Annotated in this window: 22 protein-coding genes; 6 read left to right on the top strand and 16 right to left on the bottom strand. The window is 49.0% G+C overall.

Annotated elements, in window-relative coordinates; all coding sequences use genetic code 11:
* The coding region (locus ACQY33_RS02130; protein ID WP_428073507.1) for a hypothetical protein at positions 1–697 on the top strand (697 nt) is incomplete at its 5' end.
* Between the two features lie 286 nt (positions 698–983).
* Here ACQY33_RS02130 and ACQY33_RS02125 read toward each other — a convergent pair.
* The 13 genes from ACQY33_RS02125 to ACQY33_RS02065 all read right to left on the bottom strand — a co-directional run bounded on the left by ACQY33_RS02125 (position 984) and on the right by ACQY33_RS02065 (position 10305).
* Complete coding sequence (locus ACQY33_RS02125; RefSeq protein WP_428073506.1) at positions 984–2369, bottom strand: MATE family efflux transporter; 1386 nt, start codon at positions 2367–2369, stop codon at positions 984–986.
* Between the two features lie 145 nt (positions 2370–2514).
* Entirely contained in the window at positions 2515–3549 is a 1035-nt protein-coding gene (locus ACQY33_RS02120; RefSeq protein ID WP_428073505.1) for an SPFH domain-containing protein, read from the bottom strand.
* A 59-nt stretch (positions 3550–3608) separates the two neighbouring features.
* Positions 3609–4034, bottom strand: coding sequence for an NfeD family protein (locus tag ACQY33_RS02115; protein WP_428073504.1), 426 nt, complete (start codon positions 4032–4034; stop codon positions 3609–3611).
* A gap of 11 nt (positions 4035–4045) precedes the next feature.
* A complete protein-coding gene (locus tag ACQY33_RS02110) occupies positions 4046–4891 on the bottom strand; it encodes a transglutaminase family protein (protein WP_428073503.1) in 846 nt (281 codons plus the stop codon).
* Positions 4892–5007: 116 nt separating this feature from the next.
* The gene (locus ACQY33_RS02105; RefSeq protein ID WP_428073502.1) at positions 5008–5640 is read right to left on the bottom strand and encodes an OmpA family protein; all 633 of its coding nucleotides are present in this window, start codon (positions 5638–5640) and stop codon (positions 5008–5010) included.
* A 128-nt stretch (positions 5641–5768) separates the two neighbouring features.
* Positions 5769–6425: an OmpA family protein gene (locus tag ACQY33_RS02100; RefSeq protein ID WP_428073501.1), complete on the bottom strand. Its 657-nt coding sequence runs from the start codon at positions 6423–6425 to the stop codon at positions 5769–5771.
* Between the two features lie 34 nt (positions 6426–6459).
* Complete coding sequence (folK, locus tag ACQY33_RS02095) at positions 6460–6957, bottom strand: 2-amino-4-hydroxy-6-hydroxymethyldihydropteridine diphosphokinase (protein ID WP_428073500.1); 498 nt, start codon at positions 6955–6957, stop codon at positions 6460–6462.
* Position 6958: 1 nt separating this feature from the next.
* Entirely contained in the window at positions 6959–7309 is a 351-nt protein-coding gene (locus ACQY33_RS02090; protein WP_428073499.1) for a 6-pyruvoyl trahydropterin synthase family protein, read from the bottom strand.
* A complete protein-coding gene (gene folP, locus ACQY33_RS02085) occupies positions 7306–8100 on the bottom strand; it encodes a dihydropteroate synthase (RefSeq protein ID WP_428073498.1) in 795 nt (264 codons plus the stop codon). Before folP ends, ACQY33_RS02090 begins: the two co-directional genes overlap by 4 nt.
* A 6-nt stretch (positions 8101–8106) precedes the next feature.
* Positions 8107–8727 carry a GTP cyclohydrolase I FolE gene (gene folE / locus ACQY33_RS02080; RefSeq protein WP_428073497.1) on the bottom strand — a complete coding sequence of 207 codons (621 nt, stop codon included), beginning with the start codon at positions 8725–8727 and terminating at the stop codon, positions 8107–8109.
* Complete coding sequence (locus ACQY33_RS02075; protein ID WP_428073496.1) at positions 8652–9245, bottom strand: 7-carboxy-7-deazaguanine synthase QueE; 594 nt, start codon at positions 9243–9245, stop codon at positions 8652–8654. Before ACQY33_RS02075 ends, folE begins: the two co-directional genes overlap by 76 nt.
* Positions 9220–9564 (bottom strand): 6-carboxytetrahydropterin synthase, encoded by a 345-nt coding sequence (locus ACQY33_RS02070; RefSeq protein ID WP_428073495.1) that lies wholly within the window; start codon positions 9562–9564, stop codon positions 9220–9222. The genes ACQY33_RS02075 and ACQY33_RS02070 overlap by 26 nt, the downstream gene beginning before the upstream one ends.
* A complete protein-coding gene (locus tag ACQY33_RS02065) occupies positions 9565–10305 on the bottom strand; it encodes a DUF1189 family protein (RefSeq protein ID WP_428073494.1) in 741 nt (246 codons plus the stop codon).
* Between the two features lie 136 nt (positions 10306–10441).
* On the opposite strand from ACQY33_RS02065, the gene ACQY33_RS02060 reads away from it, so the two are divergent.
* From ACQY33_RS02060 to ACQY33_RS02050, 3 genes are all read left to right on the top strand, one after another.
* The gene (locus ACQY33_RS02060) at positions 10442–16120 is read left to right on the top strand and encodes an alpha-2-macroglobulin family protein (protein ID WP_428073493.1); all 5679 of its coding nucleotides are present in this window, start codon (positions 10442–10444) and stop codon (positions 16118–16120) included.
* Positions 16120–18234 (top strand): penicillin-binding protein 1C, encoded by a 2115-nt coding sequence (pbpC, locus tag ACQY33_RS02055; RefSeq protein ID WP_428073492.1) that lies wholly within the window; start codon positions 16120–16122, stop codon positions 18232–18234. The genes ACQY33_RS02060 and pbpC overlap by 1 nt, the downstream gene beginning before the upstream one ends.
* A 91-nt stretch (positions 18235–18325) precedes the next feature.
* The gene (locus ACQY33_RS02050) at positions 18326–18886 is read left to right on the top strand and encodes a type IV pilin protein (RefSeq protein ID WP_428073491.1); all 561 of its coding nucleotides are present in this window, start codon (positions 18326–18328) and stop codon (positions 18884–18886) included.
* A 58-nt stretch (positions 18887–18944) separates the two neighbouring features.
* On the opposite strand, the gene ACQY33_RS02045 is transcribed toward ACQY33_RS02050, so the two are convergent.
* The 3 genes from ACQY33_RS02045 to ACQY33_RS02035 form a co-directional block, all read right to left on the bottom strand.
* Positions 18945–20297, bottom strand: coding sequence for a glutamine synthetase family protein (locus tag ACQY33_RS02045; protein WP_428073490.1), 1353 nt, complete (start codon positions 20295–20297; stop codon positions 18945–18947).
* Between the two features lie 153 nt (positions 20298–20450).
* A complete protein-coding gene (locus tag ACQY33_RS02040) occupies positions 20451–21497 on the bottom strand; it encodes a hypothetical protein (RefSeq protein ID WP_428073489.1) in 1047 nt (348 codons plus the stop codon).
* A gap of 153 nt (positions 21498–21650) precedes the next feature.
* Positions 21651–22166, bottom strand: a complete 516-nt coding sequence (locus ACQY33_RS02035) for a hypothetical protein (RefSeq protein ID WP_428073488.1) — start codon at positions 22164–22166, stop codon at positions 21651–21653.
* A 133-nt stretch (positions 22167–22299) separates the two neighbouring features.
* Here ACQY33_RS02035 and ACQY33_RS02030 point away from each other — a divergent pair, with 133 nt between their 5' ends.
* Entirely contained in the window at positions 22300–22890 is a 591-nt protein-coding gene (locus ACQY33_RS02030) for an ATP-dependent Clp protease proteolytic subunit (RefSeq protein ID WP_428073487.1), read from the top strand.
* Between the two features lie 180 nt (positions 22891–23070).
* Positions 23071–25620 carry an endopeptidase La gene (gene lon / locus ACQY33_RS02025; RefSeq protein ID WP_428073486.1) on the top strand — a complete coding sequence of 850 codons (2550 nt, stop codon included), beginning with the start codon at positions 23071–23073 and terminating at the stop codon, positions 25618–25620.
* Positions 25621–25794: the final 174 nt, after the last annotated feature.

Genomic DNA, 25794 nt, shown 5'->3' with positions numbered 1-25794 from the left:
TGGAACCATTACGTATACTTGGCAGGGGGAACCTACCTGCAGTTATAAGAAAACGGATAACTGCCAAGAAGAAGTCTGCCAACCCACAAAAGGGCAGAGCTATACGGAAGAGTGTCCGGATGGGCAGACAGGTACTATTACATATACTTGGAACCAAAGTGCGTGTAAGTACGATAAATTGGAGGAGTGTTCCTCGTTAACTTGTGATGATTTTAGTTATAAAATAAACCATAAGTCAGAGTGCTGTCCTTCTGCTCCCTATACGGATTTGGCCTGTTATTATGAATGTCCAAAGTATCAGTGGACAGCGAATGGTTCCGGTAATTCTGGTTATCCTTCTATCGTTTTTGGTTCTAACTGGGTAGAAAGAGCGTGCCGTCAAGGTAATCAAAGCTACAATGTTACTTGCAACAGTTCTGTAAGTGGAAATTGTTGGAATTTGAAAGCAATAGCTCCATCAAATGTAACAATTATATACAGCAACTATTCCTTAACGGATCCTTGCACCCAATCAACCTGTTCTGCAAAGAATGAAGGAGAAATATGTTTGGTGGTGTCTAATGCTCCAAACAATCCAGGGGAGAGTGTACGGTGCGGTTATGGCACCATTCCTAACCAATTTAGTTTCTCCGGAAATATTGTTGGCGTGAAATGCCAAAAGGATCCCAATTCATTATATTGTAAAAATGGTTGGTAGATTTTACAAATTACCAGACCTCCCCGTTGGCAACCCCAACGAGGAACAGCCCCCCGGACACGGGGGGCTGTCTGTTTTATTTAATAAATGTCGGCTCACCTCGGAGCATTTTATTTAGGTTTTTATAGCGCCAAAAACCGGCCAAGGCTTTAACAACCCAGTGTGTACACGGAAATTTGTGGGGTATTCCCCAACATTTTATGAAATATGAAGGTAACCGATTTCCGTTTAAACGCGTAACGTTTAATAACGTATATATAACCCCGGGTCAATGCCCCGGGGTTTTTTAACGAACAGAGTGTTTTTTTGAGAAAAAGAAGTTTTGTTTATGGCGGTCAAAATAATTTTTAAGCAATTTTACCGCGACAATTACAGAAATAGCATCTGCTATGGGGGGAGAGAAGAAAACCCCGTTAAGCCCCAAAAACAGCGGCAGAATCAGCACCAGCGGGATAACTAATAACACCTGTCGGGATAAACTCAGCAAGGCGGCCTGCAAAGGCTTATTGACCGCTTGGAAAAAGCTGGTGGTAAGTATTTGCAAAGATACAAAAGGCAGCATAATGTTTAGTACGCGCACCGCGTAAGAAGCGAGGTATATGAGTTGTTGGTCGGTAGAGTTAAATATAGACACCACCTGCCGGGCAAATAATTCAATAAGAATAAAACCGGCTGTGGTAATTACCGTTCCCCAGCGTATAGCCATTTTAAGGGTTTGAATAGAAGTTTTGTACTTTTTTGCCCCGTGGTTATAGCCAATTAAGGGCTGCGCTCCCTGGGAAAGCCCCAAAAGCGGCATGGTAATGATGGTATTGACGCTGATGGCAATCCCAATGGCGGAAATGGCCACGTTTCCGCCGTATTTTAATAAAGCATGGTTTAAAATAACGTTTAACATGCTGGATGCCATTTGAAACGCGAACTGGGAAAAACCAATTGTCATGCTTGCCCATACAATATGCCATTTTAAACGGAAGAATCTCCATCGCAAGCGGTACAGGCTGTTTTTGCGGGTAAAAAACAGCATAATCCATGCGAAAGAAACGGTTTGCCCGCACACGGTGGCCAGCGCGGCCCCGCGCATGCCCCAGTCCAACACGAAAATAAATATAGGCCCAAGTACCAGGTTTATCCCTGCCCCAATTAATTGGGTTCCCATAGCGGTTTTGGGATTTCCGGACGCGCGGATAAAGTTATTTAAACCCAAACTGATACCAAATAAAAAATAACCCGGCATGACGGTTTGGGTGTAAGCGCGTGCATAAGGCAATACTTCTTGGTCTGCCCCTAAGAAAGCTAATACAGGGTCTAGAAATAAATAAGTGCCAAGAGTAATAACGCCGGATAAAATGGACAGCAGAACAAAAGCGTTTCCTAAAATTTGCTGGGCTTCTTCGGTTCTTTTCTCACCTAATCGGATGGAAAACAAAGCGTTGGCCCCTACGCCCACTAAGGCGCTGAATCCCAAAAACAACAATCCCAGCGGGAATAATATACTGATGCCGGCTATTCCCAGCGCGCCAATGTGCTGCCCTACATAAATGCGGGAAATAATATTGTAAACAGCGTTTACAAACATACCCGCCACAGCCGGCGCGGAAAATTTAATTAACAGTTGGGATAAAGCTTTTGCTTTAAACGGGTTTTTGTGTAATGCTTGGGCTTGCGCCATAAGTCCTGTCCTTGCGAAGAGAAAACCGCCCCAGGCCGGAAGGCGGTTTGGTGTATCTATTTTATTCTACAAAATATCGGGGGGCTTACGCTGGATATAAAAAACCTCCGGCAGGAACCGGAGGTTTTTTATGGTTTGCTATTTTTTATTTTCCGGTGTTTTGCGCGGGAACGCCGCCGGTTAAGTCTTTAATGGCGGCTACTGCGCCCAATACATTGCTGGCTTCATACGGCATATAAATGACTTTATTGTCTTTTCCTTCCGTCATTTTGCCAAGCGCTTCAATGTATTTGAGCGAAATCATATAGCTGGCCGGGTTGGAAGACTGCGCCACCGTAGCGGCTACAATTTTTACGGATTCCGCTTCCGCCGTGGCTACCTTAATTTTAGCTTCAGAGATACCTTCCGCCTGTAAAATGGCGGCCTGTTTGGCCCCTTCCGCTTTTTTGATTTCAGATTCGCGGATAGCTTCCGCTTTCAGAATCTGGGCGGTTTTGGTACCTTCGGCTTCGGTTACCATGGCGCGGCGGTCGCGTTCGGCTTTCATTTGTTTTTCCATGGCTTCACGTATGGCGGCGGGGGGGATAATGTCCTGCAATTCCACGCGGTTTACTTTTACGCCCCATTTGTTGGTGGCTTCGTCTAAAATTACCTGCAGTTTGCTTTTGATGATTTCACGGGAGGTTAAGGTTTGGTCCAAATCCATTTCACCGATGATGTTTCTCAACGTGGTTTGGGTCAATTTTTCAATAGCCGTAGGCAAAGATTCCACCTGATAAGCCGCTTTTAACGGGTCCGTGATTTGAAAGTACAGCAAGGCGTTAATTTCTATGCCTACATTGTCTTTGGTAATTACGCTTTGGCGGGGAAGGTCATACACGGTTTCGCGCATGTCAATCACGTCGCGCATACTGGTTTGCGGAATGGAACGCGTCCGTCCGGCGCCGTCCACATATTCGCGGTTTTCACGCCACTCCATCAAATGCGGTTTGTCCATAATGGGTATAATCCAGTTGATGCCGGGATTGAGCACTTCTAAATATTTCCCAAAGCGTTCGATAATCATTACCTGGGCTTGTTTTACCACCACAATGCCTTTGGCAATCATAATGATAACAAATACGGCTAGTACGATTAAGAACGAAAACCCTAAAGAACTTATTCCAGCAGCTTCTTGCATATTTTCTCCTTTTTTATTAAGTTATCCCGCCCGTTTATGACGCGCGGGCCCAACCCAAATTATTTTTCTTTTACGGTAACGGTTACCCCGTCCAGCTTTTCCACCACGCATTCCGTCTCGGCGGGTAATTCTTTATCAGCGGTTGCTTTCCAGCTTTCCCCGCCGATTTTTACCCGGCCTTCCCCGGTTTTCGGGTTGATGGGCGTTTCCACCAAGGCGGTTTTGCCAATGATGTCTTCCGCCGGGGTTTTGACGTGTTTTACTTTGTCATACAAGTGGCGCAGGGCAAACGGGCGAATGCCCGTCCACGCGATAGTGGCCAGTACAATAAAAAAACCTACCTGCCACCACAAATTTAAACCCAGCCACGCGCCCAGCCACGCGCCTGTCAGCCCTATCCCTATACAGGACAGAGAAAATTCCATCGTAAACATCTCGCCTACAAAACACAAAACTGCGGCGATGAGATATATATAATGGGGCATTGTTCCTCCGTTTAGTTTTTAATAATTTCCAAATAATTGCGCAAATATTTTAGGCGCCGTTCGTCCCGCAATTTATTTAGCACGTAAATCATATTGGCAATAAAACGGCGGATGATAGTGCGGGAGGATAAGGGAGAAAGGAACTCGTCATGCCATTTGATTTCACGGGCTACAATATAATCTTTACAGTCCTGCTCGGTTAGTATTTTCCCGTCGTCTAACGGGTCTATAAATAAAATTTGGTCATGGTCCGGGTCCTGCATAAAAACCAAAATGCGGCCGGCTAAATCCACCAATCCGCTTTCCACCCCAAAGCGTTGGGCGATGGTTTGGTATAAGCAGGCGCTGCAAAGACTGGAGCCCCGTTTTTTAATCAAAAAACGCCCAAAGGATATGTCTTTAATATCTAAATTGGCGGGCAGTGTTACAAAGTGCAGGGTGGAGAAAAAATATTTGCCCATTAGGGCCGCTATTTCCTGCAGGTTTTTGGCGTTTAACAAAATAGGGCGTAAATCGTGGGCGATTTTATCTAATTTTTGAGTAATCTCTCCGCGTTTTGCAGAGGGGGAGGCGAACAGCGCCAACAGCCATAAGCCTTCTTCCAAATCCGGGTTGATTTTTCCGGCGAAAGCGGATACTTGTTCTGCCAAATTCCCCCAGCAAATTTCTTCCAGCGTGTAACGTACTTTGGGCGGAACGGAAGAAGAAAAAGCGCTGTCCATCGCTTGCTGTACACGGGCCGGGTCCGCCTTTACGGCGGCGGCTAATTCCGGGCGGAGCATATCGGTATATTCATCCGATTCTGTCTCAATCAGCTTAAGAAGCGCTTTTAATTGTTGCGTATCCCAACTTTTCATATATAAAAGCATAGCAAATTTAGCAAATACTTTAAACTGTTTTTACGACTAAAAATTATCTTTATAAAACAATAAAAAAACCGGGCTTTCGGCCCGGTTTTACGCTTGGGAAAAGATTACAGGTCTTTTTCGTTAGCGGTAATGGAAAGCACTACACGGCGGTTTTGCGCCCGGCCGGCAGCGGTGCTGTTGCTGGCGATGGGGTTAGAAGAACCGTAACCAATGTAGGTGATGCTCTTGGTTTGCAAGCCGCTTCCCAATAGGAAATCATAAACGGCTTTGGCGCGTGCTTTGGACAGGCTGTTGTTGATAGCGTCCGTACCGGTAGAATCGGTATAACCCTGTACCACAATGCGGTTTTGGGGATATTTTTTAAGTACGCGGTTTAAGTCCGTCAGCGTTTGCATGGCGTCGGGAGATAATTCACTGCTGTTGGTGGCGAACAAAATATCGTTTTTCAAGAAAACTTGAATGCCATTATCGCTCTTTACCACTTCGGCAATGGCGGCCAGCTCTTTGGCTTGTTTGTCATAGTAGTTACCCAACAAGCCGCCGGCGGCTAAACCGGCTAAAGCGCCGTATACGGCGCCTTGACCGCTGCTGCCGCCCGTGTTGTGGGAAATAATGGCGCCGGCGGCGGCACCTACTGCAGCACCTCCGGCGGCGCCCCAAGCGGTGCGTTTACCGGGAGTAGTGCAGGCTGCGGCCAAAAGCGCGCAGATGCTGCAAACTAAAATAGTTTTTTTCATGCGGTTGTTTCTCCTTCTAAAATAAAACTGCTTTTACTATTTTACTTTATTTACCGTTAAAAAGGGGCGATTATTTAGAAATAAAAAACCCCGGGATATTTGCCCGGGGTTTGGTGTGGGTGAAAGTTTTATTTTGCGGAAAGTTCCAACTCCACACGGCGGTTGGCGGCGCGTCCTTTAGAGGTTTTGTTAGTTGCCACAAAGTTGGTGGCCCCCATGCCTTTATAGGATACGTTCTGCTCCGGCACGCCTTTTCTGATTAAAGCGTCCGCCACTGCTTTGGCGCGGCGTTCAGAAAGGTCTTTGTTATAGAGAGGGTCTCCGGTGGAATCCGTATACCCTACCACGGTAATGTGGTGGTTGGGATACTTCTTTAAAATATTAGCCGTTTGGGTTAACTGTCTGTTGGAAACGCGCAAAATGGTGTCGCTGTCCCAAGCAAAGCGGATGGGGTTTTTGTAATTTACCACCACTTTTCCGGTTTTGTGCCGGCGGACATTAGCCATAGTGGAAAAATCTTTTTCCTGTTGGGCGGCGGCGTTTTGGCGGGCCTGTTCGGCGGCCAAGCGTTCTTGCTCCGCTTTTTGGGCTTCAGTATATTCCTTTACGGCGGTGCGGGCGGCTTCTTCAGCCACGGTTTTCATGCAGGGGCATTTTAAGCAGTCTGCTTGGCATTTTTGCGCTTGCTGCGCGGCTTTGCGGCAGGGAATGCCGGTGGTGCGTCTTTCGCAGTGGCAGGCGGCCAAACAGAGGGAAACAACTAACAGCAGTGCGGCTTTCTTCATAAGTTTCTCCTTTGTTGGAAATGTTATCTCCATTCTACAATATTTTACAGTCCGGTTTACCTTTGCGTTTCATAAGTTCCCGGTATAATTGAACCACCGGTTTGTGAAACTTTGGGTGTTCATAGTCGGACAATAAATAAGAAAGGGGTTTTAATACGAACTCCCGCTCATGCAGGCGCGGGTGGGGAATAATGAGAAGGTATTCGTCGTCATCGTCAAAAAATTCAATATTGTCATAAAACAAAATGTCAAAATCTATTACCCGGGGGCCGTTTTTAAAAGTGGGTACGCGGCCCAATTTTTTTTCCAATTCTTTTAATTTGCGAAGTAATGCCTTTGGCTGGTAGGGCGTGCTTAATATCACCACGGCGTTTATAAAATCCGCCTGGTTGGTGAACCCTTCCGGCTTGGAAATGATGTAGGGGGATACCTCTTTTACCGTGCCTAAATCCGCCAAAGCGGAGACGGCTTTGTCTATATTTTCTTTGGCGGGGGAAATATTGCTGCCTAAACCTAGTACCGCTTGGGGCATATTATTCTTCTCCTTGATAGGTAATCCAGCGGTTGGGCTCTTCGGCCACTTTTACGCTAAATACGTGAGGTAAATGTTGGCTTACGCGGTTGTAAATCCAAATGGCAAGCGCTTCGGTGGTGGGGTTTTTTAAAATAACGCCCAGGTCGCTTCCTTGCAGGCGTTGGTCAATTTCCGTTTCCAAAAATTGGGCTACGGGGCGGAAATCCAGCAGAAATCCCTCCTGGTTTAAAGGGCCGTGAAACGTAACCTCATAGGTAAAATGATGGGGGTGGGCTGCTTCGTTTAAAGTACCCTCGTGGCTGTGGCTTGCGGTAAACGCGCCGGTTTGGGTTTGATACACTTTGGTCATTTGGTGGTTTGCAGCTCCTGCCAAAAATTCATTATTTTGCGCGTTTCCTTTACGTCGTGCACGCGCAGTACGTCCGCCCCGTTTTGCAGCGCCACTAAATTGGCGGCTAAGGTTTGGGCTTTGCGCTTGGGCGGTTTTTCACACTGTTGGCTTAAAAACGTTTTGCGCGAAAGCCCCGCCAGCACCCGCACCCCCGGTTCTTTAAAAACGGATAAGTGTTTAAGCAGTATATAATTTTGTTCGCGGGTTTTGGCAAAGCCAAAGCCGGGGTCAATGATAATTTGTTCTTTGGTTAACCCGCAGGAAAGGGCTTGGGCAATTTTGGCGGAGAGGAAATCTTTTATTTCACCCAGCAAATCTTGGTATTGGGTGAGAGACTGCATATTTTGCGGGTTTCCGCGCGTGTGCATAATGACGATTTGGGCTTCGTATTGTTTTACTAAATGAAACATGTCCGGGTTGGGCGTGCCGCTTACGTCGTTAATAATCCTCACGCCGTTTTGCAGCCCTTCTTTGGCTACGGGTATTTTAAACGTATCCAGTGAAAGTTGAACCTTGGGGAAAGCCTGTCGCGCTTTTTTAATAAGCGGCAGTACGCGGGCCAGTTCTTCCTGTTCGGATACAGGCGTTGCCCCCGGGCGGGTGGACTCCCCGCCGATGTCTAATATATCCGCCCCGTTTTGCACGTAATCTTTGCATTTGGCAAACAGGGTGGAAAGGTTATTTTGCGGGTCCCCGTCATAAAAGGAATCAGGCGTGGCATTTACAATGCCCATTAGCTGCGGTGTCATAGGCGGTTATTTTATCATTTCCAAAAATTCGCTGCGCACTTCCATTTTTTTAAACGCGCCCCGTATGGCGCTGGTAACCATAACGGCGTTGTGCTTTTCAATCCCGCGGGAGCTGATGCACATGTGTTTGGCTTTGCATACCACCATTACGCCGTGCGGCTGGAGGGTTTCCATCAGGCTGTCGGCAATTTGGGCCACCAGTTTTTCCTGTATTTGCAGGCGGCGGGCGTACACTTCCACCAAGCGCGCCAGTTTGGAAATCCCCAGCACTTTGCCTTTAGGCAAATACCCTATGCTGATGGTGCCGAAAAACGGCTGCAGGTGGTGTTCGCACGTGGAATAAAACTCAATGTCTTTCAGCACTACCATTTCCTCGCAGGAGCCTTCTTTGAAGGTTTTTAGCACGTCCTGCGGGCGCATTTTATAGCCGCCAAACAGTTTATCCCAGCTGCGCAAAATGCGGCGGGGGGTTTCCAAAAGGCCTTCCCGGTCCGGATTATCGCCGATATAAGCCAATATTTCCCGCAGGTTTTGAAGGATTTTTTCTTCCGTTAGCGTATGTTTGCCATTTTGTGCGTTTGCAGGCTTAAGCGCAGGAACGGATTTTGTTTTATTATTTTTACGCATAGGTCTATATTCTCCTGTAAGTTGCTTTGCGGCTGAAGATAAATCTGTGTTTTTGCGTTTTGGTACGCAAAGTATTTTTGCAAGTCTTGCAAGTCTGTTTCTTGGCCCACCACCAGTTTGATAACGTCCGCCTTGGCCAGCATGTGCGGGCTTACGTAACGCTTGGGGGAAACGGTTACAAAGTCTATTAAAGAAACGTCCGTATCTTTATAGCCGTTGGTTTCCATGTGTATGGTATAACCGGCGGCTTTTAAGGTTTCAAGCAGGGGGGTTAAGGGCTGTTCGGTAGGTTCCCCGCCGGTGATAATGACGTTTTTGCAAGGGAAAGTTTGCACTTGCCGTAAAATTTGTTGGGGAGTCATAAGGGTAAAAGCGGTGTGGGCGTATTGGGTGTCGCACCAGGGGCAGCGCATGGAACAGCCGCTTAGACGCACAAACACGGCGGGCATGCCGGTGTGTTTGCCTTCCCCTTGGATAGAATAAAAAATTTCGTTAATCTTGAGCGACGGCCGCTGCATTTTCGCTCTCCCAAATTTCCAAACTTTTTAGTTTTAAATTTTCCTGTTTTAATTTTTCCCCAATGGTTTTAAACAGGTGCTGGGCCAGCAGTTCCGCCGTGGGATTAGGCAGAACGTCATTTAACAGGCGGTGGTCCGGCAGGTTGTCGTCCAACAGTTTTTTTACGGTTTTAAAATCACACACCATGCCGCTGGGGCCTATTTCTCCCTCTATTAAAAACACCGCTTTCCACGTGTGGCCGTGCAGGTTGCGGCAAGGGCCGTCGTACCCGGGCAGGTGGTGGGCGGAACTGAAAGAGCGGATAAGTTTAATAAGCATTTATTTGGCCTCCGGCAAGGTATTAAAAATTTGCTGCATGTAAATGATGGACACGATAATCACCGCCAGCGTAAACAGCGGCACGCCTATAAACAGGTTTATCAGCCACAGCGCGCTGAGCGGCCCCATTAAAAACACCGCCCATTTGGCTACTAAAGAAAGCGGTACAAACCGCCGGCTGACCAGGCGGAAAAACAGCCCCGCCGTCATGGCGGCGCAAAAGAAAAATGCAAACATTAACGGCACAATCACAAAAGAGCTCATAAACGCCATGGCGTTAATCGTGCCGGAAATGGTGTCTTTATATTTATTTAAAAATTCTTGCGTGGTACTAAAGGTTATTTTTTGCGGCCAAGGCTGTTTTTGCACGCCGGCGGCGGTGGGCATATAAAGCCCGTCCGGCCCAGCTACGGCGGCCAGACCTTTGTTTATAAATTCTTCTTTGGACGGAGGGGTTTGCAGCTGCGCGTTAAACAATATGGAAAAGCCGCTTTGAGGTATTTCAAACAAGGTGGGGGCGGCGGGTTGGACCAGGCGCCCGTTTTCAAACGCAACCAGCGGGAAGTTTTTTATCATAAGCGGCATTTGCGCGTCCAAATACCGGCCCACAAATAAATTTAATCCCACCAAGCAGATTAGAAATAAATACACAACAAACCACGCCGCCTGCCATTTGGTGGCAAACGCCAAGCGGTGGTAAACAGAAAAGCTGAAAATGGTTCTCCAATGAAGCCCTAACATATTGTTTATTATACCAATTTATCTATGCCCAAAGGGGGGAAGCGGTGCGGGCGAAAGCCGATAGCCTAACTGTATGAAAATAGGTACAATATCCTTATATATTCCCATCAGATAAGGGGAGGGTTACTTTGTGCGTATGATGAAAAAAATGATTTTGGCCGGGGCTTTGTTTTTTGCCTTGGCTACTTTGGGTGTTCAAGCCTTTGCCGCGGACTTAAAAGTGGTGTCCGCCACGCCAAAAGGCCAGCAAAATTATATGGGGGAAAGAACCCCCATTACGGTTACGTTTAACCAGCCGGTGGCCAAGCTGGCGCAGGAAAGCGCTTTAGCCTCAGGCCAGTGCCCGCTTTCCATTACGCCGCAGGTAAAAGGTTCCTGCCGTTACAGCGGAACCCAGTCTTTGCTTTTTGAACCCGCGCAGGATTGGCCGCTGGGAACCCAATACACTATTACTCTGCCCAAAGGGTTTGCCTCCGCGGTAAACGGGGCCAAATTGGCGCAGAATTACAGTTGGACGTTTACCACCCAGCGCATTAGCGTGCGTTCCACCCGCCCTTATCAAAATGAACGCTGGCTTTCTTTAAATCCTACTTTTTATATTATATTCAGCCAACAGCCCGACGTAAAACGCGCGGCGGAATTTTTGGAACTTGCTTATGAAGAAGTGCCGGACGCATCAACCGTTTCCAAATTATTGTCCCGCGTAAGCGGCAAGGGGGAGCCTTCCGCCGTTACCAAAACCGTGCCCTTGCTGGTGCGGGAAATTGGCGAAGCGGAACACAAAAGGGATTTTTCCTGGGAAACGCGCGCCAATATTTTGGCTGTCAGCCCGTCTGAAACTTTACCCAAAGGCGTAAAATATACGCTGACGGTGAAGGAAGGTTTCCCTGCGGTGAAAGGCGCCTTGGGGTTAGAAAAACCCTATCAACTGGTTTTTTATACTTACCCGGACTTAAAAACCTTGGGCGCCGTAACGGAAGGGTGTTTGCCGTATTCGCCGTCGGTTAAGTTTTCGTCCCCGGTGCGTTTAAAAGACTTGCTGGCCGCCGCGCAGGTAAACCCGGCCGGCGCCAAAGGGGATTTGTCCGACGCGGACGAAAACGCCCTCGGGCGCGAAGTGCTTCCCGCCACGGGCGAAGCCGCCAACAAACCCGACGCCGTTAAAGAAGCTTATTTTGATACGCCTCTTGCATTTTTAAAACTGTCTCCCGGTCAAAAAGTGACGGTAACCCTTTCGCCTGATTTGAAGGATATTTACGGCAATAAACTAGGCAAAGAAGAAGCGTTTACCATTACCAACGAGGGCTATTGCCCGGCGGTGGATTACCAGGGCGGAACCGGTGTACTGGAAAGTTATTTGCCGGCCCGGCTTCCGCTTTCCGTTATCAATATAAACGGGCTGGAAACGCAGGCGGCGGTGTTTTCCAAAGAAAACATTATTCCATTCCGCCAACAAAGCGTTTCTTATTGTTCCAAGGCGGAACTGCAAAACGCCACTTTTTCCGGCAACTATGCGTTTAAGACTCCTCAAAACAAAACGGTGGAAACCTATTTTGATTTGGAAAAATTCCAACCCACTGCCCAAAACAGCATTGTGTTTAGCCAGGTAAAAATTCCCAGTAAAAACCGCAAAGAAGGCTACTGCTGGGTGCAGGCTTTGTCTAATATTACGGATTTGGGGGTTACGCTCAAAACTTCCCCCAAAGACATTTTGGTATGGGTAACCTCTTTAAAAAATGCCGAACCTATGCCCAACCTGGGCGTGGAACTGAGAGACCGCACCAATAAAGTGTTATGGAGCGGATCTACCGATATGAACGGCTTGGCACATGCCCCGGGCTGGGAAAAGCTGGACGTGCAAAAACCCGGCTGGGGCAAGCCTGAAATTTACGCCTTGGTTTCCAGCCCGGGAGGTGACGCCCTGTTAAGCAGTGACTGGAACGAAGGAATGGAACCCTGGCGTTTTAACATCAGCTACGATTACAACCCCCAGGAAACCCTCAGCCAAGTGCAAATTTTTTCTGACCGCGGCCTTTACCGCCCCGGTGAAACGGTGCATTTAAAAGGTGTATTGCGCACGCTGAAAAACGGCGTGTGGACGCTGCCGGGCTACGCGCGCGGCACGGTAAAAGTGTATGATTCCCGCGGGGAGGAAGCCGCCAGCAAAGAGGTGGAAGTATCTTCCGCTTTTGGCACGTTTGATTTAACGGTGGATATTCCTTCTTCCGCCGTTACCGGCAGTTGGGACGTTTCCTTCAAACCCCAAAGCGGGGAAGACGTACAAGGCGGTTTTTATTCTTTCCGGGTGGAAGCGGTAAAACAGGCCGAATTTAAAGTAAACCTGCGCGCCGGGGAAGAGAATTACACCCCCGGGGAAGACGCCAAATTTTTAGCATCTGCGGATTATTTGTTTGGGGCGCCGGTAGCGGGCGGAAAAGTATCTTGGACGGTGCGCCAATCCCCGCTTTATTCCGTGGATATAGAAGGTTTTGACGGGTATGACTTTACCCCGTATTTCCTGCGCCCGGAAGGGGCCGCGCAAAGCAAAGTCATTTCGCGCGAAGAGAACACGTTAGACGCTTCCGGCTCTAAAACGCTTACCGTTATTATGCCCAAAGCGGATATGCCTATGGACATTTACGCGGAGGCCGGGATTCAATCCCCTTCCAACCAAGAGTTGTTTGCCCGTACGTCAGTGCGGCTTAACCCGGCGGGTTTCTATTTGGGGGTAAAGAACGAGGAGTCCAACATAGAACTGGGCGAGAGCGTAAAAGCCAACGTGGCCGCCGTAACGCCTAAAGGCGTGCGCACCAGCGCGCTGGTGCAGGCCCAAATACGCAAAGAAGAATGGTTCAGCGTACGCAAAACGGGGCTTTCCGGCCGGTTGGAATGGGTAAGCGAAAAGAAAATAACCGATTTCCCCGGCACTTCTTTCACTTTGCCGGCGGAAGGGTATGATTTTTCCTATACCCCCACGCAGCCCGGGCAGTATTATGTTACGTTTACCACGCAGGATTCCGCGGGCCGCAAAGTGTTAGGCGGTTTTCAGTTTATGGTGTTTGGCAAAGGCCAGGCGTACTGGAAACGCACGGACGACGACGTTTTAACCTTAAAAACGGATAAAGAATCCTATAAGCCCGGCCAAACGGCCAAAGTGCAGGTACAATCCCCCTATGAGGAAGCCTTGGCATTGGTAAGCGTGGAGCGCGAGGGCGTGCTGGACGCTTGGACCACTACCGTAAAAGGCGGGGCCGATTATGTGGAAGTGCCCGTTAAGCCGGAGTATTTGCCCAATGTATATGTAAGCGTTACTTTGGCGCGCGGGCGCAGCGGCACCCAGTTTGATGAAGAAGGGCTTGATTTGGGCAAACCCCAAGGCAAGCAGGGCTATACGGTGCTGCAGGTGCAGCCGGATATGCGCAAGGTGGAAACCACCGTCAAGGCGGACGCTAAAGAATACCGCCCCGGGCAAGAAGTAACCCTTTCCCTGCGCACGAAAGTAAACGGAAAAGCCGCCGCGGCGGAAGTAACCGTCATGGCGGTGGACGAGGGCGTCTTGGCGCTTACCGCTTATAAAACGCCGGATTTGTTTAAAGCGTTTTACGGTTCGCGCGCTTTGTCGGTATCCACGGCGGATAACCGCGCTTTTATTATTGGTCAGCGCAACTTTGGCGAGAAAGGGGAAAACCGCGGGGGCGGCGGATCGGACGCAAGCAAATTGGGCGGCGTGGACTTGCGCGGCCGGTTTGAGTTTACTCCTTATTTTAACGCTTCCGTAGTGACGGATGCCAAAGGCCGCGCGGAAGTAAAGTTTAAACTGCCCGATAATTTAACCACTTTCCGCATTATGGCGGTGGCGGTAACGGCGGCGGAATTTGGCGCGGGGGAAACCTCCGTCAAAGTATCCAAACCCATTATGGTTACGGCCAATATGCCCCGCTTTGCGCGCAAAGGAGATAAATTCTCCTGCGGGGCGGTGGTGCATAATTATGAAGACAAAAAAGGCCAAATTACCGTAAACGCCGCGGCGGAGGGAGCCGTCAAACTGACGCAGGAAGAAAAGACCATCCATGTGGAGAAAGGCGCTTCCGCCGTAGTGTATTGGGATTGTGAAGCCGTTGAAGACGGCCCCGCCCAAGTGGCTTTTACCGCCCAAGCCCGCAAAGAAAAAGACGGCGTGCAGGCAAAGCTTAACGTCTTGCCGGTGGAAAAAGAGGAAACTCTTTCCACCTATTCTTCCACCCAAGACAAAGAAGAACAAACCCTTGCCAAGCCAAACAACCTAAACCCCTTGGCTGACAACCGGGTGGAAACGGCCTTGTCTTCCACCGCTTTGGTCAATTTAAAAGGATCCATGCTGTATTTGCTTACGTATCCGTATGACTGCTTGGAGCAAAAAATGTCCAAAATTCTGCCGGTGGTGCAAGGGGCGGATTTGATAGACGCTTTTAAACTGGGCGAGACTTCCTCTTTGCGCCAGCAAACGCAAGATATTTTGGACGAACTGTCTAAATACCAGTACCCCACGGGCGGATATGCGTACTGGCCCGGTTCTTTGCCGGACCCGTATGTAACCGCCTACGCGCTGGAAGTGAACCATTTAGCCAAGCAAAAAGGCTACCGGGTGGACGAAGCCTCCCTGCAAAAAGCGGTGAAATGGCTGTCTGATACGTTTGGGGATAAAACCGCCCAGGCTTACCCGTACGTCCAGGCGGAGAAAGACGCTTCCCGCGCGTATGCGGTGTATGTGCTTTCCCTGTACGGGCAAAAGCTGGACGCGCGCTTTAACACGTTATACGCCAAGCGCAACTCGTTATCCCAGGCAGCGGTGGCGTATTTGTTAAAAGCGCAAAAAGCCGGCGGATACGGGGACGAAGCCCAACGCCAGGAATTGGCCCAGCTGCTTTTATCCACCGCCGTCATGCTGCCGCAGACCTTGCACTTCCAGCAAGAGCAACCCCTGCCTTGGCTGCATTTTAACGACGTAAAAACCACCGCCGTTATTTTGCAGTCGGCCTTATATGCCGGGGTGGAAGTGCCCCAGCCGTATAAAGCGGTGAACTGGCTGCTTGGGCAGTTAAACGCGCAGGGGCATTGGTCCAACACCAACGTAAACGCGGCGGTGTTTGGCGCGCTGGATACATATTACCGCACCCAGGAAGCGCAAGAGCCTGATTTTACCGCTGAAGTCAAACTGGGCGCCGCCCAAAAACTGGCTTACAGCTTTAAAGGGCGGGAGCTGACCGTCCGTACCGACAGCCTGCCGTTTGCGCAGGTTTACTCCCAGGCGGATGAAGCCAAAGCCGTGTTTAGCAAAAAAGGCGCGGGCAATTTATACTATACGCTAAGCCAAATATACGCCCCGGCGCGGTTTGATACGCCGGCCGACGCGGGCTTTAGCGTGCAGCGCGTCATTACCGCGCTGGACGGTTCCCCCGTGCGGGAATTTAAAGCCGGGCAGCGTTATAAAATTACGCTGAAGGTGAAGAATACCACGTCCCGCTCGTTTGTGGTGCTGGAGGATTTTATCCCGGCCGGGTTTGAGCTGGTAAACACCTCTTTGGCTACGGAAAGCGCAGAGGACGCCGCTTCCCTGCAAAACCCGGGGTGGGGTTCGTTCTTCCGCTCGGAACAATATGACGAGCGCATCGCCGCCTTTGCCGATTATTTAACCGCCGGGGAACACACCTTCTCTTACTTGGTTTCCGCGCCGGTTCCGGGCAGTTATTCTTATCCGGCGGCGTGGGCGCAAATGATGTATGAGCCCGCCGTATTTGGCCGCACGGCCACGCAAGAGGTAACGGTTTTGCCGTAATGAAAAAACTGGTTTATCTAGTTGTTTGTCTGATGCTTCTTCCCCGCCCGGTTGGCGGGGAAGAAGTTTCTTTGGCGCCTTCCCTGCAAATTTATGACCGTTACGGCGTACCCGTGCGGGGGTATTTGTCAGAAAACCAAACCTATTACCGCCCGGTGCCTTTGGAGCAAATTTCCCCTTGGCTGGTGCTGGCGGCGGTGGCGGCGGAAGACAAACGTTTTTTTGTGCACTCCGGGGTGGATTATAAAGCCGTGCTGCGCGCCGCGTGGCAAAACGCGCTGGCGGGGGAAGTGGTGTCCGGCGCGTCCACCATTACGCAGCAGCTGGCCCGCGTGATAGAACCGCGCCCGCGCACGCTGTGGGGCAAAGCCAAAGAGGCCTGGAACGCACTAATGCTGGAGCGCGGAAAAACCAAAGAAGAAATTTTGGAAGAATATTTTAATTTACTAGAGTTTGGCAACTTAACCCAGGGAGCGCAGGCGGCGGCGTATTATTATTTTGGTTGTTCGGCGGAGGAGTTATCCGTCGCGCAGGCGGCCATGTTGGCGGGGATGATTCAATCTCCCGTGCGTTTTGACCCTTCCAAACATCCCCAGACAGCCAAAAAACGCCGCAACGCCGTTTTAAAACTCATGCGCCAAAACGGGTTTATAGATGAAAGCGTTTATCAAACGGCGCTAAAGGAACCGTTAAGCGTGCAGCCGGCGGTGCGGCCTTTTTCCGCCCCGCATTTTACGCGTTATTTGGCCTCTTTATTGCCGCCCGCTACGGCGGACGTATACAGCACGCTGGACTCTCGCCTGCAAACCCGCGCGGGGGAAATTATCCAAAACCAGCTGGCTAAACTACAGGACGAAAACGTCACCAATGCCGCCGCGGTTGTGTTAGACAACCAAACAGGCGGGGTGTTGGCGTATGTGGGCTCGGCCGATTTTTACGACGAGGCCCATTCCGGCCAGGTGGACGGCGTGCGCGCTTTGCGCCAGCCGGGTTCGGCCCTGAAGCCTTTTGTGTACGCCTTGGGTTTTGAAAAAGATTTTTACCCTTCCGGTTTAATTAAAGATGAGGACACCTTTTTCCCCGGAGGTTACCGCCCGCGTAATTATGACGGCTCTTTCCATGGGTTTGTAAGCGCGCGGGAGGCGCTGGCGTGTTCTTATAATATCCCCGTGGTAAAAGTGGCGGAGAAGGTTGGAGTGCCAAATATTTTATCCGCTCTGCGCGGGCTGGGGTTTGATTCTTTATCCCGTCCGGCCGATTTTTACGGGCTGGGGCTTTCTTTAGGCTCGGGAGAAGTGCGCTTGTTGGAACTGGCCAATGCCTACGCCTCCTTGGCGCGAGGCGGTTTATACAAGCCGGTTTTGCTGGCGCAAACGCCGGCTGTAAGCGGCCCGGGCGGCCCCAAACAGGTGCTTAGCCCGCAAAGCGCTTTTTTGGTAACGGACATTTTGGCAGATAATTCCGCCCGCGCGGCGGCGTTTGGGTTAAACTCCCCGCTGAATGTTCCTTTTGATATGGCGGCAAAGACGGGTACCTCCAAAGATTACCGGGATAATTTTGCCGTGGGGTATACCCCGCGCTGGACCATTGCCGTCTGGGCCGGTAATTTTGACGGCGCCCCCATGCGCCGCGTTTCCGGCGTAAGCGGGGCCGCGCCTATTTTGCATGATTTGGCCGTTTATATGCAGCGGCTTTATCCGAGCCCTTCTTTTAAAGCGCCTCGGGGGGTGAGCGCCGTTACCGTATGCGCCCAAAGCGGGCTTCCCGCCGGGGAAAATTGCGCGCAAACCAGGCTGGATTATTTTATTAAGGGGCGGGTGCCTGCTGAAAAGTGCGACGGAAAGCATAAAAATAAAGAGGGGGAAAAAATGAAAATCATTTCCCCTTCCCATAAAGACGTGTTTAAGATGGACCCGTCCGTCCCGCCTGAAAGCCAACAGCTTAAGTTTCAGGCTTCGGTGCCGCAGAACGAACCCTGCCTTTGGCTTTTAAATGGGGAAACCTTGCCTCAACAAACAAGTGCTGTATGGTGGCAAATTCAGCCGGGCCAATTTACCTTGCAGGCGGATTGCCAAGGCCAGACGGACCGTATCGTTTTTGAAGTGCTGCCTTAACCACAAATTACTGGACATTTAAAAAAATATTTTAAATATTATCATTATAGCCTTTTTAAACTACTATGTTTCAGAGAGTAGAGGTATTTGTATGAAAAAGAAAGGGTTTACTTTAATAGAGTTACTGGTAGTGGTGCTGATTATTGGCATATTAGCGGCCATTGCGGTGCCGCAGTATGAAAAGGCCGTGGCTAAAAGCCGTGCGGGAGCCATGCTGCCTTTGGCTAAGGCCGTGCTAAATGCCCAACAAGCATTTTTTATGGCTAACGGAAGGTGGGCTAAGACTTGGGATGAACTGGACGTTGAAATGCCCACCCCTATTAGTACGACTCCGGTACAAACTGCTTATGGGCTAGAAACAAACTATTGGACCGATGTAAAAGTGTATGACCATTTTCAAGCGGGGATACGTATGAATGGGGGCGATATTGTGGGGATGGATTTTATATTAATAGATACTACTTATAAAAGCTTATATGGCGGAAAAGGCTTTCGGGTAGGGGTAAACGGGACATGGGGTATCCCGCAGGGGCGGTTATATTGTTGGGAACATGCTCTCAGTAGCACGCATGGCAGCTTTTGCCGGGATATGCAAGGCCTTGGCGATCCTATTCAACGGTCTTGGCACGGTACTTGGTGGTTAATGGATTAATTTAAAAACCCCCGGCTTTAAAAGCCGGGGGTTTTTTATTTGTTTGTTTTCTAAAAAATTACAGCACGGAAAGATACCGTTCAATTTCGTAATTGGAAATATGGGTGCGGTATTGTTCCCACTCAATATCTTTGTTGGCTATAAATTTTTCAAAGGTATGTTCTCCCAACGCTTTGCGTACCAGCTTGGAATTGCGGGTTAAGTTTACGGCCTCGTATAAATACGCGGGCAGGGTTTCTATACCGCGGGCTTTGCGTTCCTCGGGCGTCATATGAAAGATATTGTCCTCGGTAATAGGCATAACGGGGAGTTTGTTTTTTATCCCGTCCAGCCCGGCCGCCAACATGACGGAAAAAGCCAAATACGGGTTGCAGGCCGGGTCCGGGAAGCGGCACTCCAAGCGGGTGGCGTTGGGCTTGCCGGCCTTTGCTTGCGGAATACGCACCAGCGTGCTGCGGTTTTTGCGGCCCCAGGCAATATAGGCGGGGGCTTCGTACCCCGGCACCAAGCGCTTATAAGAGTTGACCCACTGGTCCGTTACTGCGCAAATCTCCCGCACGTGTTTTAAAATACCGGCAATGTAGTGTTTTGCCGTAGCGGAGAGGAAAAGCTCGTCCTTGGGGTCAAAAAACGCGTTTTTGCCTTTGCTGAATAAAGACTGGTGCACATGCATGCCGCTTCCGTTTACGCCGGCAATGGGTTTGGGCATAAAGGTGGCGTACATGCCGTTTTTAATGGCAATTTGTTTTACCACGGTTTTATAAGTGATGACCTGGTCCGCCATTTTTAAGGCTTCGTCGTAGCGAAGGTCAATTTCATGCTGGGAGGGGGCCACCTCGTGGTGGGAATATTCCACACGGATGTTTAGTTTTTCCAGCATCAGCATGGTTTCGCGCCGTACGGCGTAGGAAGTGTCCAGCGGAATGGTGTCAAAATAGCCTCCGGCGTCCAGCGGGTCCGTGTGTTTATCGTCCCGAAAATAAAAATATTCCAATTCCGGCCCCACCATAAACTGGTCAAAACCCGCCTTTTTCATATCGGCCAGGTTTTTCTTTAAAATATAGCGCGGGTCCCCTTCAAACTGTTTGCCGGCGGTGGTTTTGATATCGCAAAAAAACCGGGCGATGGGGGCGCCGGTTAAATCCGGCGGGAAAATTTGGAAAGTGTCCAAATCCGGCAGGGCTACCAGGTCAGACTCGTAAATGCGGGCAAACCCTTCTACGGAAGAACCGTCAAACCCCATGCCTTCGTTTAAAGCGTATTCAAATTCCCGGTGTGATAGAGAGAGTGATTTTAAATTGCCCAAAATATCCACAAACCATAGTTTGATGATTTGGATATTATTGGCTTGGGCTTGGGCCAAAATCTCTTTAATTTTTTCCTTTTCGGCGGCGGTTCTTTCTATGGGCATACAAACTCCTTTTATTTAAGCAAATAAAGCGGGTATAACCAAAAATTACAAATTTTTATTATACATCTTTTTTAAAAGCAAAATATATTTATCGTTTTATTGCATAAATAAAAAACCCCCGCATTTAGGCGGGGGTTTTTGTTTTGATTAGCTTTAAAACACTTCGTTGGCGTGCGGGTCGCCGCCGTTGTAATTGGTTTGGATTTTCTCTTGTTTCGGCTCATTTTTAGAGCTGGAGCACAAGGAAGCATAACCGGTGGCGGAGCAGTGCTGGCCGGGGCGTACTTCTTCACCGCAGGCGGCGCAGGTGTTGGCGGGCTCTTGCGCTTTTTGGCATTTGTGTTCTACGCCGTGGTAGCGTTCGTCAATAGATAAAGCTTTTCCGCATTTGGGGCAGACGGCGCTGTCTTGCCGGGTGTTATTGGCGGACGGTTCTTCTTTAGCGCTGGAGCACAAAGAATTATAACCGGTGGCGGAGCAATGCTGCCCGGGGCGTACTTCCTCACCGCAGGCGGCGCAGGTGTTGGCGGGCTCTTGCGCTTTTTGGCATTTGTGTTCTACGCCGTGGTAGCGTTCGTCAATAGATAAAGCTTTTCCGCATTTGGGGCAGACGCCGCTGTCTTGCCGGGTGTTATTGGCGGACGGTTCTTCTTTAGCGCTGGAGCACAAAGAATTATAACCGGTGGCGGCGCAATGTTGGCCGGGGCGTACTTCCTCACCGCAGGCGGCGCAGGTGTTGCCGGAGGATTGTTCAGCAGATTTTTTTGCAGCTTTTTGTCTGGCTTCTTCCAGCGCTTTTTGGAATTTCAGCTGATCTTGCTTTTTCTGATTAATGAGGCGTTCAATGTTCTGTGCCTCAGGGCTTTTAAACATTACTTCTCCGTTAATGTTATTGCGCTGTTTTAAGATTTGTTCCAATTTTTCTTGTTGCTGAGGCGTTAATTTCCACTCTTTAGAATGGTTCTGAATGTTCTTTTGCCCTATCTGATTAAGGATACTGTCAACCTTCTGTGTATCAAAATTTTTAAACATTACTTCTCCGTTAATGTTATTGCGCTGTTTTAAGATTTGTTCCAATTTTTCTTGTTGCTGAGGCGTTAATTTCCACTCTTTAGAATTGTTCTTAGTATTTTGGGCCTGGGCGCAAATAGCCAGGGTTAACAAACAGCAGACTGCGGTTAAAACGTTGTGTTTTTTCATATTTCCTCCATATAAAAGGGTCCTGCTTACCAGTATTATAAATGTTATCTTAAGTTTTTTATAGGGTCTTTAGGCCTATTTGAGTTTTTATTTTAGACCTAGCAAAAAAATAGGTCTTACCAAAAATAAAACCCGGTTTATACCGGGTTTTTATTATAAAGCTTGCAGGCGGCCAGGCTCAGAAAGTCTTTCTATGGTAGATTTTTCTTTCTTAGACTGGGGAGCCGGTTCATTGGTGTTCGTATCTTGTTTGTCTTCTTTTTGCTGGCATTTTTCTCTCAAACTTTTTACCGTTGAACCCAGCTGCATCATGTGTCCTTCGCGCCCCATTAAATAAAAGGGAACTTTTTGTTCTTTTTTCTTGGAATTGGAAGTGGCCTGCTTTTTTTGTTTTTCTGCCTGCTGTTTTTGGGCTTCCAAAGCGCGGCGCTGTAAAATGAGTTTGGTTAAATTGCTCAGGTCCATCATGCGGCCTTCACGCCCTTTTATATAAGAAGGGTTGGGGTTTTTGGAAGAGGAATCAGGCGTATTTCTCTGTATTTTAAAATCAGGCCATTTCAGTTCCATTTTAGAACCTTCCGGGCCGAGGACTTTCTGGGCAAACGCGGCTTGCCCTGTCATTACGCATACGGCGACGGATAAGATAACAACGGCATTTTTTACGTTCATGTGGACAGTTCTCCTTTATCTGAATATACCCATACTGTAAAACTTTTTTAAAACGAAAACCAGGGTCAAAAGGCCCAAAATGCCTATGGGTCCGTGTGATACTCTGATGTAAAATTTACTACAATAAATGCATATGATTATACCTACTATTATTGAAAAGAACGTCGGTTACGACATTTTTTCCCGCTTGCTCAAAGACCGTATTATCTTTGTAGGCGGGCGCGAGGGCGAGGTGGATACCGCCAGCGCCAATATGATTATCGCCCAGCTTTTGTATTTGGACGCGGAAGACTCCCAGCGGGAAATTAATTTATATATTAACTCCCCCGGGGGAATGGTAACCGCCGGGCTGGCTATTTATGATACCATGCAGTTTATTAAAGCCCCCATTACCACCATTTGCATGGGCCAAGCCATGAGCTTTGGCGCCGTGCTGTTGGCGGCCGGATCCAAAGGGCGCCGTTACGCGTTGCCTCATTCGCGCATTATGATACACCAACCCCTAATTTGGGGTGGCGGTATTTCCGGCCAGGTAACGGATATTGAAATCGAGGCCCGCGAATTGCATGATAATAAAGAACACTTGCTTGATATTTTAGCCAAACACACGGGTCAGCCAAAAGATAAAATCCGCCAAGACAGCGAGCGCAACTATTATCTTTCCGCCCAAGAAGCCAAAGAATACGGCATTATTGACGAGGTATTAACCCTGCGCGATAAATAATCCGCCAGCCGGTATTTTTATCCCGGTCCTTATAAATGGGGCCGGGTTTTTATTAAAACAAAATTAGCAAGCATGTGTTATGTTTGCTAATTTTGTGGGAATTTGTTAAAATAATACAGTAATGTTCCGCGCGTGGGGGTAAAACCGCGCGGTTTATGAAAGGATTTATCAGGAGAAACCATGACAGAAGAAATTAAAAAACAAACTTTATCTTTGCCTACGGTGGTTCCCGCCGTGGTAATACGGGACGTGGTAATGTTCCCCGGTATGAGTTTGCCTCTTTCCGTGGATAGAGAAAAATCTATCATCGCCGTTGAGCTGGCCCTGGAAAGCGAAGGCCGTTACATTTTGGCTGTTTCCCAAAAAAATCCAGATATAGACAATCCCGCCGAAAACGACATTTATCATTTTGGCGTGTTGGCGGAAATTACGCAAAATTTAAAAATGCCGGACGGCTCTATTAAAGTATTTTTGCAAGGGTTGGCCCGCGCCCGCGTAAACAAGCTGGAAATGAACCCCGTAACAAACACCTGGTTTGCGGCGGTGGAATATTTGGAGGAAAAAGATGACGACTCCCCGGTTGTCCAAGCGTTAATGCGCAAAGTGCTTGACGAGTTTGACCATTACGCCCGGGTTTCCAAACGCATAGCGGTGGAGGGGGTTTCCTTCCTTAGGCAAATTAATGACCCGTCTAAACTGGCCGATACGGTAGCCTCCAACATGATGGTAAAAGCGGCGGACCGCCAAGCCATTTTGGAAGCGGTAGACGTAAAAACCCGTTTGGAGAAAATTTTAAAACTCATTACCAGCGAAGTGGAAATTTTGGGTTTGGAAGAAAAAATCCACTCCAAGGTGCGCGCTCAAATAGAAAAAAACCAAAAAGAATACTATTTGAACGAGCAAATGAAAGCCATTCAAAAAGAGCTTAGCCAAAAGGACGATTTCCAAAAAGAATTAGACGCCATGAAGGCCAAAATCAAAAAGAACGGCCTGCCCGCCCACGCCAAAGAAGCGGCGGAAAAAGAACTGGAACGCTTGGCTAAAATGGCTCCTTTTTCACCGGAGGCTACGGTTTCGCGCACGTATTTGGATTGGCTGCTTAATATGCCGTGGAACATTACCACCAAAGACGTGCTGGATCTTAAAAAAGCCAAAGAAATTTTGGACGAAGACCACTACGGTTTGGAAAAACCCAAAGAACGTATTTTGGAATATTTAGCCGTCAGCAAATTAATCAAATCCCTGCGCGGGCCGGTGCTGTGCTTTGTGGGCGCGCCGGGGGTGGGTAAGACCTCTTTGGCTAAATCTATCGCGCGGGCCATCGGGCGCAAATACGTGCGTATGTCTTTAGGCGGGGTGCGCGATGAAAGCGAAATCCGCGGGCACCGCCGCACGTATATTGGCTCCATGCCGGGGCGCATTATACAAGGTATCAGCAAAGCCAAAAGCTCCAACCCCGTATTTTTACTGGACGAAATAGACAAAATGGGGTCTGACTGGCGCGGTGACCCCGCCGCCGCTTTGCTGGAATTGTTGGACCCGGAACAGAATAAAGACTTTGTGGATCACTTTTTAGACGTTCCTTATGACGTGTCTAAAGTGATGTTTATTACTACGGCCAACTCGCTGGGGGAAATTCCCGTCACGTTGCGCGACCGCCTGGAAATTATAGAATTTTCCGGCTATACGGATTATGAAAAACACGATATCGCCGCCAAATATTTAATTCCGCGGCAGATGAAACTGCACGGTATGAAGGAAGGTGCCCTGGAAGTAACGCGCGACGCGGTGGCCCTTATTATGCGCGAGTACGTGCGTGAGGCCGGAGTACGCAATTTGGAGCGGGAACTGGCTACCCTGTGCCGCAAATCCGCCAAACAATATGTGGAAAACGGCGGCAAGAAAATTGTCATTAACGCCAAAAACCTGCACGAGTATTTGGGCGTGCCGAAGTATGCCAATTTCTCTACGGAAGAAAACTCCGTGGGTATTGCCACCGGCCTGGCATGGACCAGCGTGGGAGGGGAAACCCTTTCCATAGAAGCCACCAAACTGCCCGGCAAAGGCCAGTTAATTTTAACCGGCATGTTGGGTACGGTGATGAAAGAATCCGTGCGCGCCGCGTTAACGTATGCCCGCAGCCGCGGTTATGGGTATGATGTGGATTTTGACCATACGGATTTCCACGTCCACTTTCCGGAAGGCGCCGTCCCGAAAGACGGCCCCTCCGCCGGCAGCGTGATTACCACCGCCATTACCAGCTTGCTTACGGGTCTGCCCGTTAAAAAGAAGCTGGCTATGACGGGCGAAGTAACCATTACCGGCCGCGTGCTTCCCGTAGGGGGGATTAAGGAAAAATTCCTGGCGGCGTACCGCGAGGGGGTAAAAACCATTCTTTTCCCACATACTAACGCGAAAGACGTGGCGGAACTGCCCGAACAGGTAAAAAAAGAAATTAAATTAATTCCTGTTAAACATATGGACGAGGTTTTACCTTTAGCCTTGGAAGGGTGGAAGGAATACGCGGACAAACACGCCAAAGATTTCACAAAAGCGTTAGCCGCCGTGGGCAAGCTGGTTAAAAAAGAACCGGGCAAAGTGTCTCATGCCAAGCCAAGCGTTAAAAAAGCGCCCGCAAAGTCTGTAAAACAGCGCCCTGTTAAAAAGGTTAAAAAAGCAGTTAAACCAAAAGGAAAATCTGTTGCGAAAAAAATCAAAAAACGTAAATAATAAAAACATAAAACAACCCGGTCTTAAAGGGCCGGGTTTTTGTATGTTGTGAAAACCCCCAGCTAGGCTGGGGGTTCGGTAAAGGTTTCACCGGTAAGGAAGATAAAAAAACTCCTTTTGTATAATAAATTGCCTGTGTCCGCAGGCAATTTAACAAAAGGAGGTCATTGCTAT

Source organism: Candidatus Avelusimicrobium aviculae (genome assembly GCF_949292495.1).
GTDB classification, from domain to species: Bacteria; Elusimicrobiota; Elusimicrobia; order Elusimicrobiales; family Elusimicrobiaceae; genus Avelusimicrobium; species Avelusimicrobium aviculae.
The sequence above is the reverse complement of the archived record's forward strand: the minus strand, read 5'-3'. Positions and strand labels throughout refer to the sequence as shown.

Coding starts and splice junctions, on each gene's coding strand:
- ACQY33_RS02125 (WP_428073506.1), bottom strand. CDS start 2,369: ATGGCGCAAGCCCAAGCATTACACAAAAACCCGTTTAAAGCAAAAGCT.
- ACQY33_RS02120 (WP_428073505.1), bottom strand. CDS start 3,549: ATGCAAGAAGCTGCTGGAATAAGTTCTTTAGGGTTTTCGTTCTTAATC.
- ACQY33_RS02115 (WP_428073504.1), bottom strand. CDS start 4,034: ATGCCCCATTATATATATCTCATCGCCGCAGTTTTGTGTTTTGTAGGC.
- ACQY33_RS02110 (WP_428073503.1), bottom strand. CDS start 4,891: ATGAAAAGTTGGGATACGCAACAATTAAAAGCGCTTCTTAAGCTGATT.
- ACQY33_RS02105 (WP_428073502.1), bottom strand. CDS start 5,640: ATGAAAAAAACTATTTTAGTTTGCAGCATCTGCGCGCTTTTGGCCGCA.
- ACQY33_RS02100 (WP_428073501.1), bottom strand. CDS start 6,425: ATGAAGAAAGCCGCACTGCTGTTAGTTGTTTCCCTCTGTTTGGCCGCC.
- folK (WP_428073500.1), bottom strand. CDS start 6,957: ATGCCCCAAGCGGTACTAGGTTTAGGCAGCAATATTTCCCCCGCCAAA.
- ACQY33_RS02090 (WP_428073499.1), bottom strand. CDS start 7,309: ATGACCAAAGTGTATCAAACCCAAACCGGCGCGTTTACCGCAAGCCAC.
- folP (WP_428073498.1), bottom strand. CDS start 8,100: ATGACACCGCAGCTAATGGGCATTGTAAATGCCACGCCTGATTCCTTT.
- folE (WP_428073497.1), bottom strand. CDS start 8,727: ATGCGTAAAAATAATAAAACAAAATCCGTTCCTGCGCTTAAGCCTGCA.
- ACQY33_RS02075 (WP_428073496.1), bottom strand. CDS start 9,245: ATGCAGCGGCCGTCGCTCAAGATTAACGAAATTTTTTATTCTATCCAA.
- ACQY33_RS02070 (WP_428073495.1), bottom strand. CDS start 9,564: ATGCTTATTAAACTTATCCGCTCTTTCAGTTCCGCCCACCACCTGCCC.
- ACQY33_RS02065 (WP_428073494.1), bottom strand. CDS start 10,305: ATGTTAGGGCTTCATTGGAGAACCATTTTCAGCTTTTCTGTTTACCAC.
- ACQY33_RS02060 (WP_428073493.1), top strand. CDS start 10,442: ATGATGAAAAAAATGATTTTGGCCGGGGCTTTGTTTTTTGCCTTGGCT.
- pbpC (WP_428073492.1), top strand. CDS start 16,120: ATGAAAAAACTGGTTTATCTAGTTGTTTGTCTGATGCTTCTTCCCCGC.
- ACQY33_RS02050 (WP_428073491.1), top strand. CDS start 18,326: ATGAAAAAGAAAGGGTTTACTTTAATAGAGTTACTGGTAGTGGTGCTG.
- ACQY33_RS02045 (WP_428073490.1), bottom strand. CDS start 20,297: ATGCCCATAGAAAGAACCGCCGCCGAAAAGGAAAAAATTAAAGAGATT.
- ACQY33_RS02040 (WP_428073489.1), bottom strand. CDS start 21,497: ATGAAAAAACACAACGTTTTAACCGCAGTCTGCTGTTTGTTAACCCTG.
- ACQY33_RS02035 (WP_428073488.1), bottom strand. CDS start 22,166: ATGAACGTAAAAAATGCCGTTGTTATCTTATCCGTCGCCGTATGCGTA.
- ACQY33_RS02030 (WP_428073487.1), top strand. CDS start 22,300: ATGATTATACCTACTATTATTGAAAAGAACGTCGGTTACGACATTTTT.
- lon (WP_428073486.1), top strand. CDS start 23,071: ATGACAGAAGAAATTAAAAAACAAACTTTATCTTTGCCTACGGTGGTT.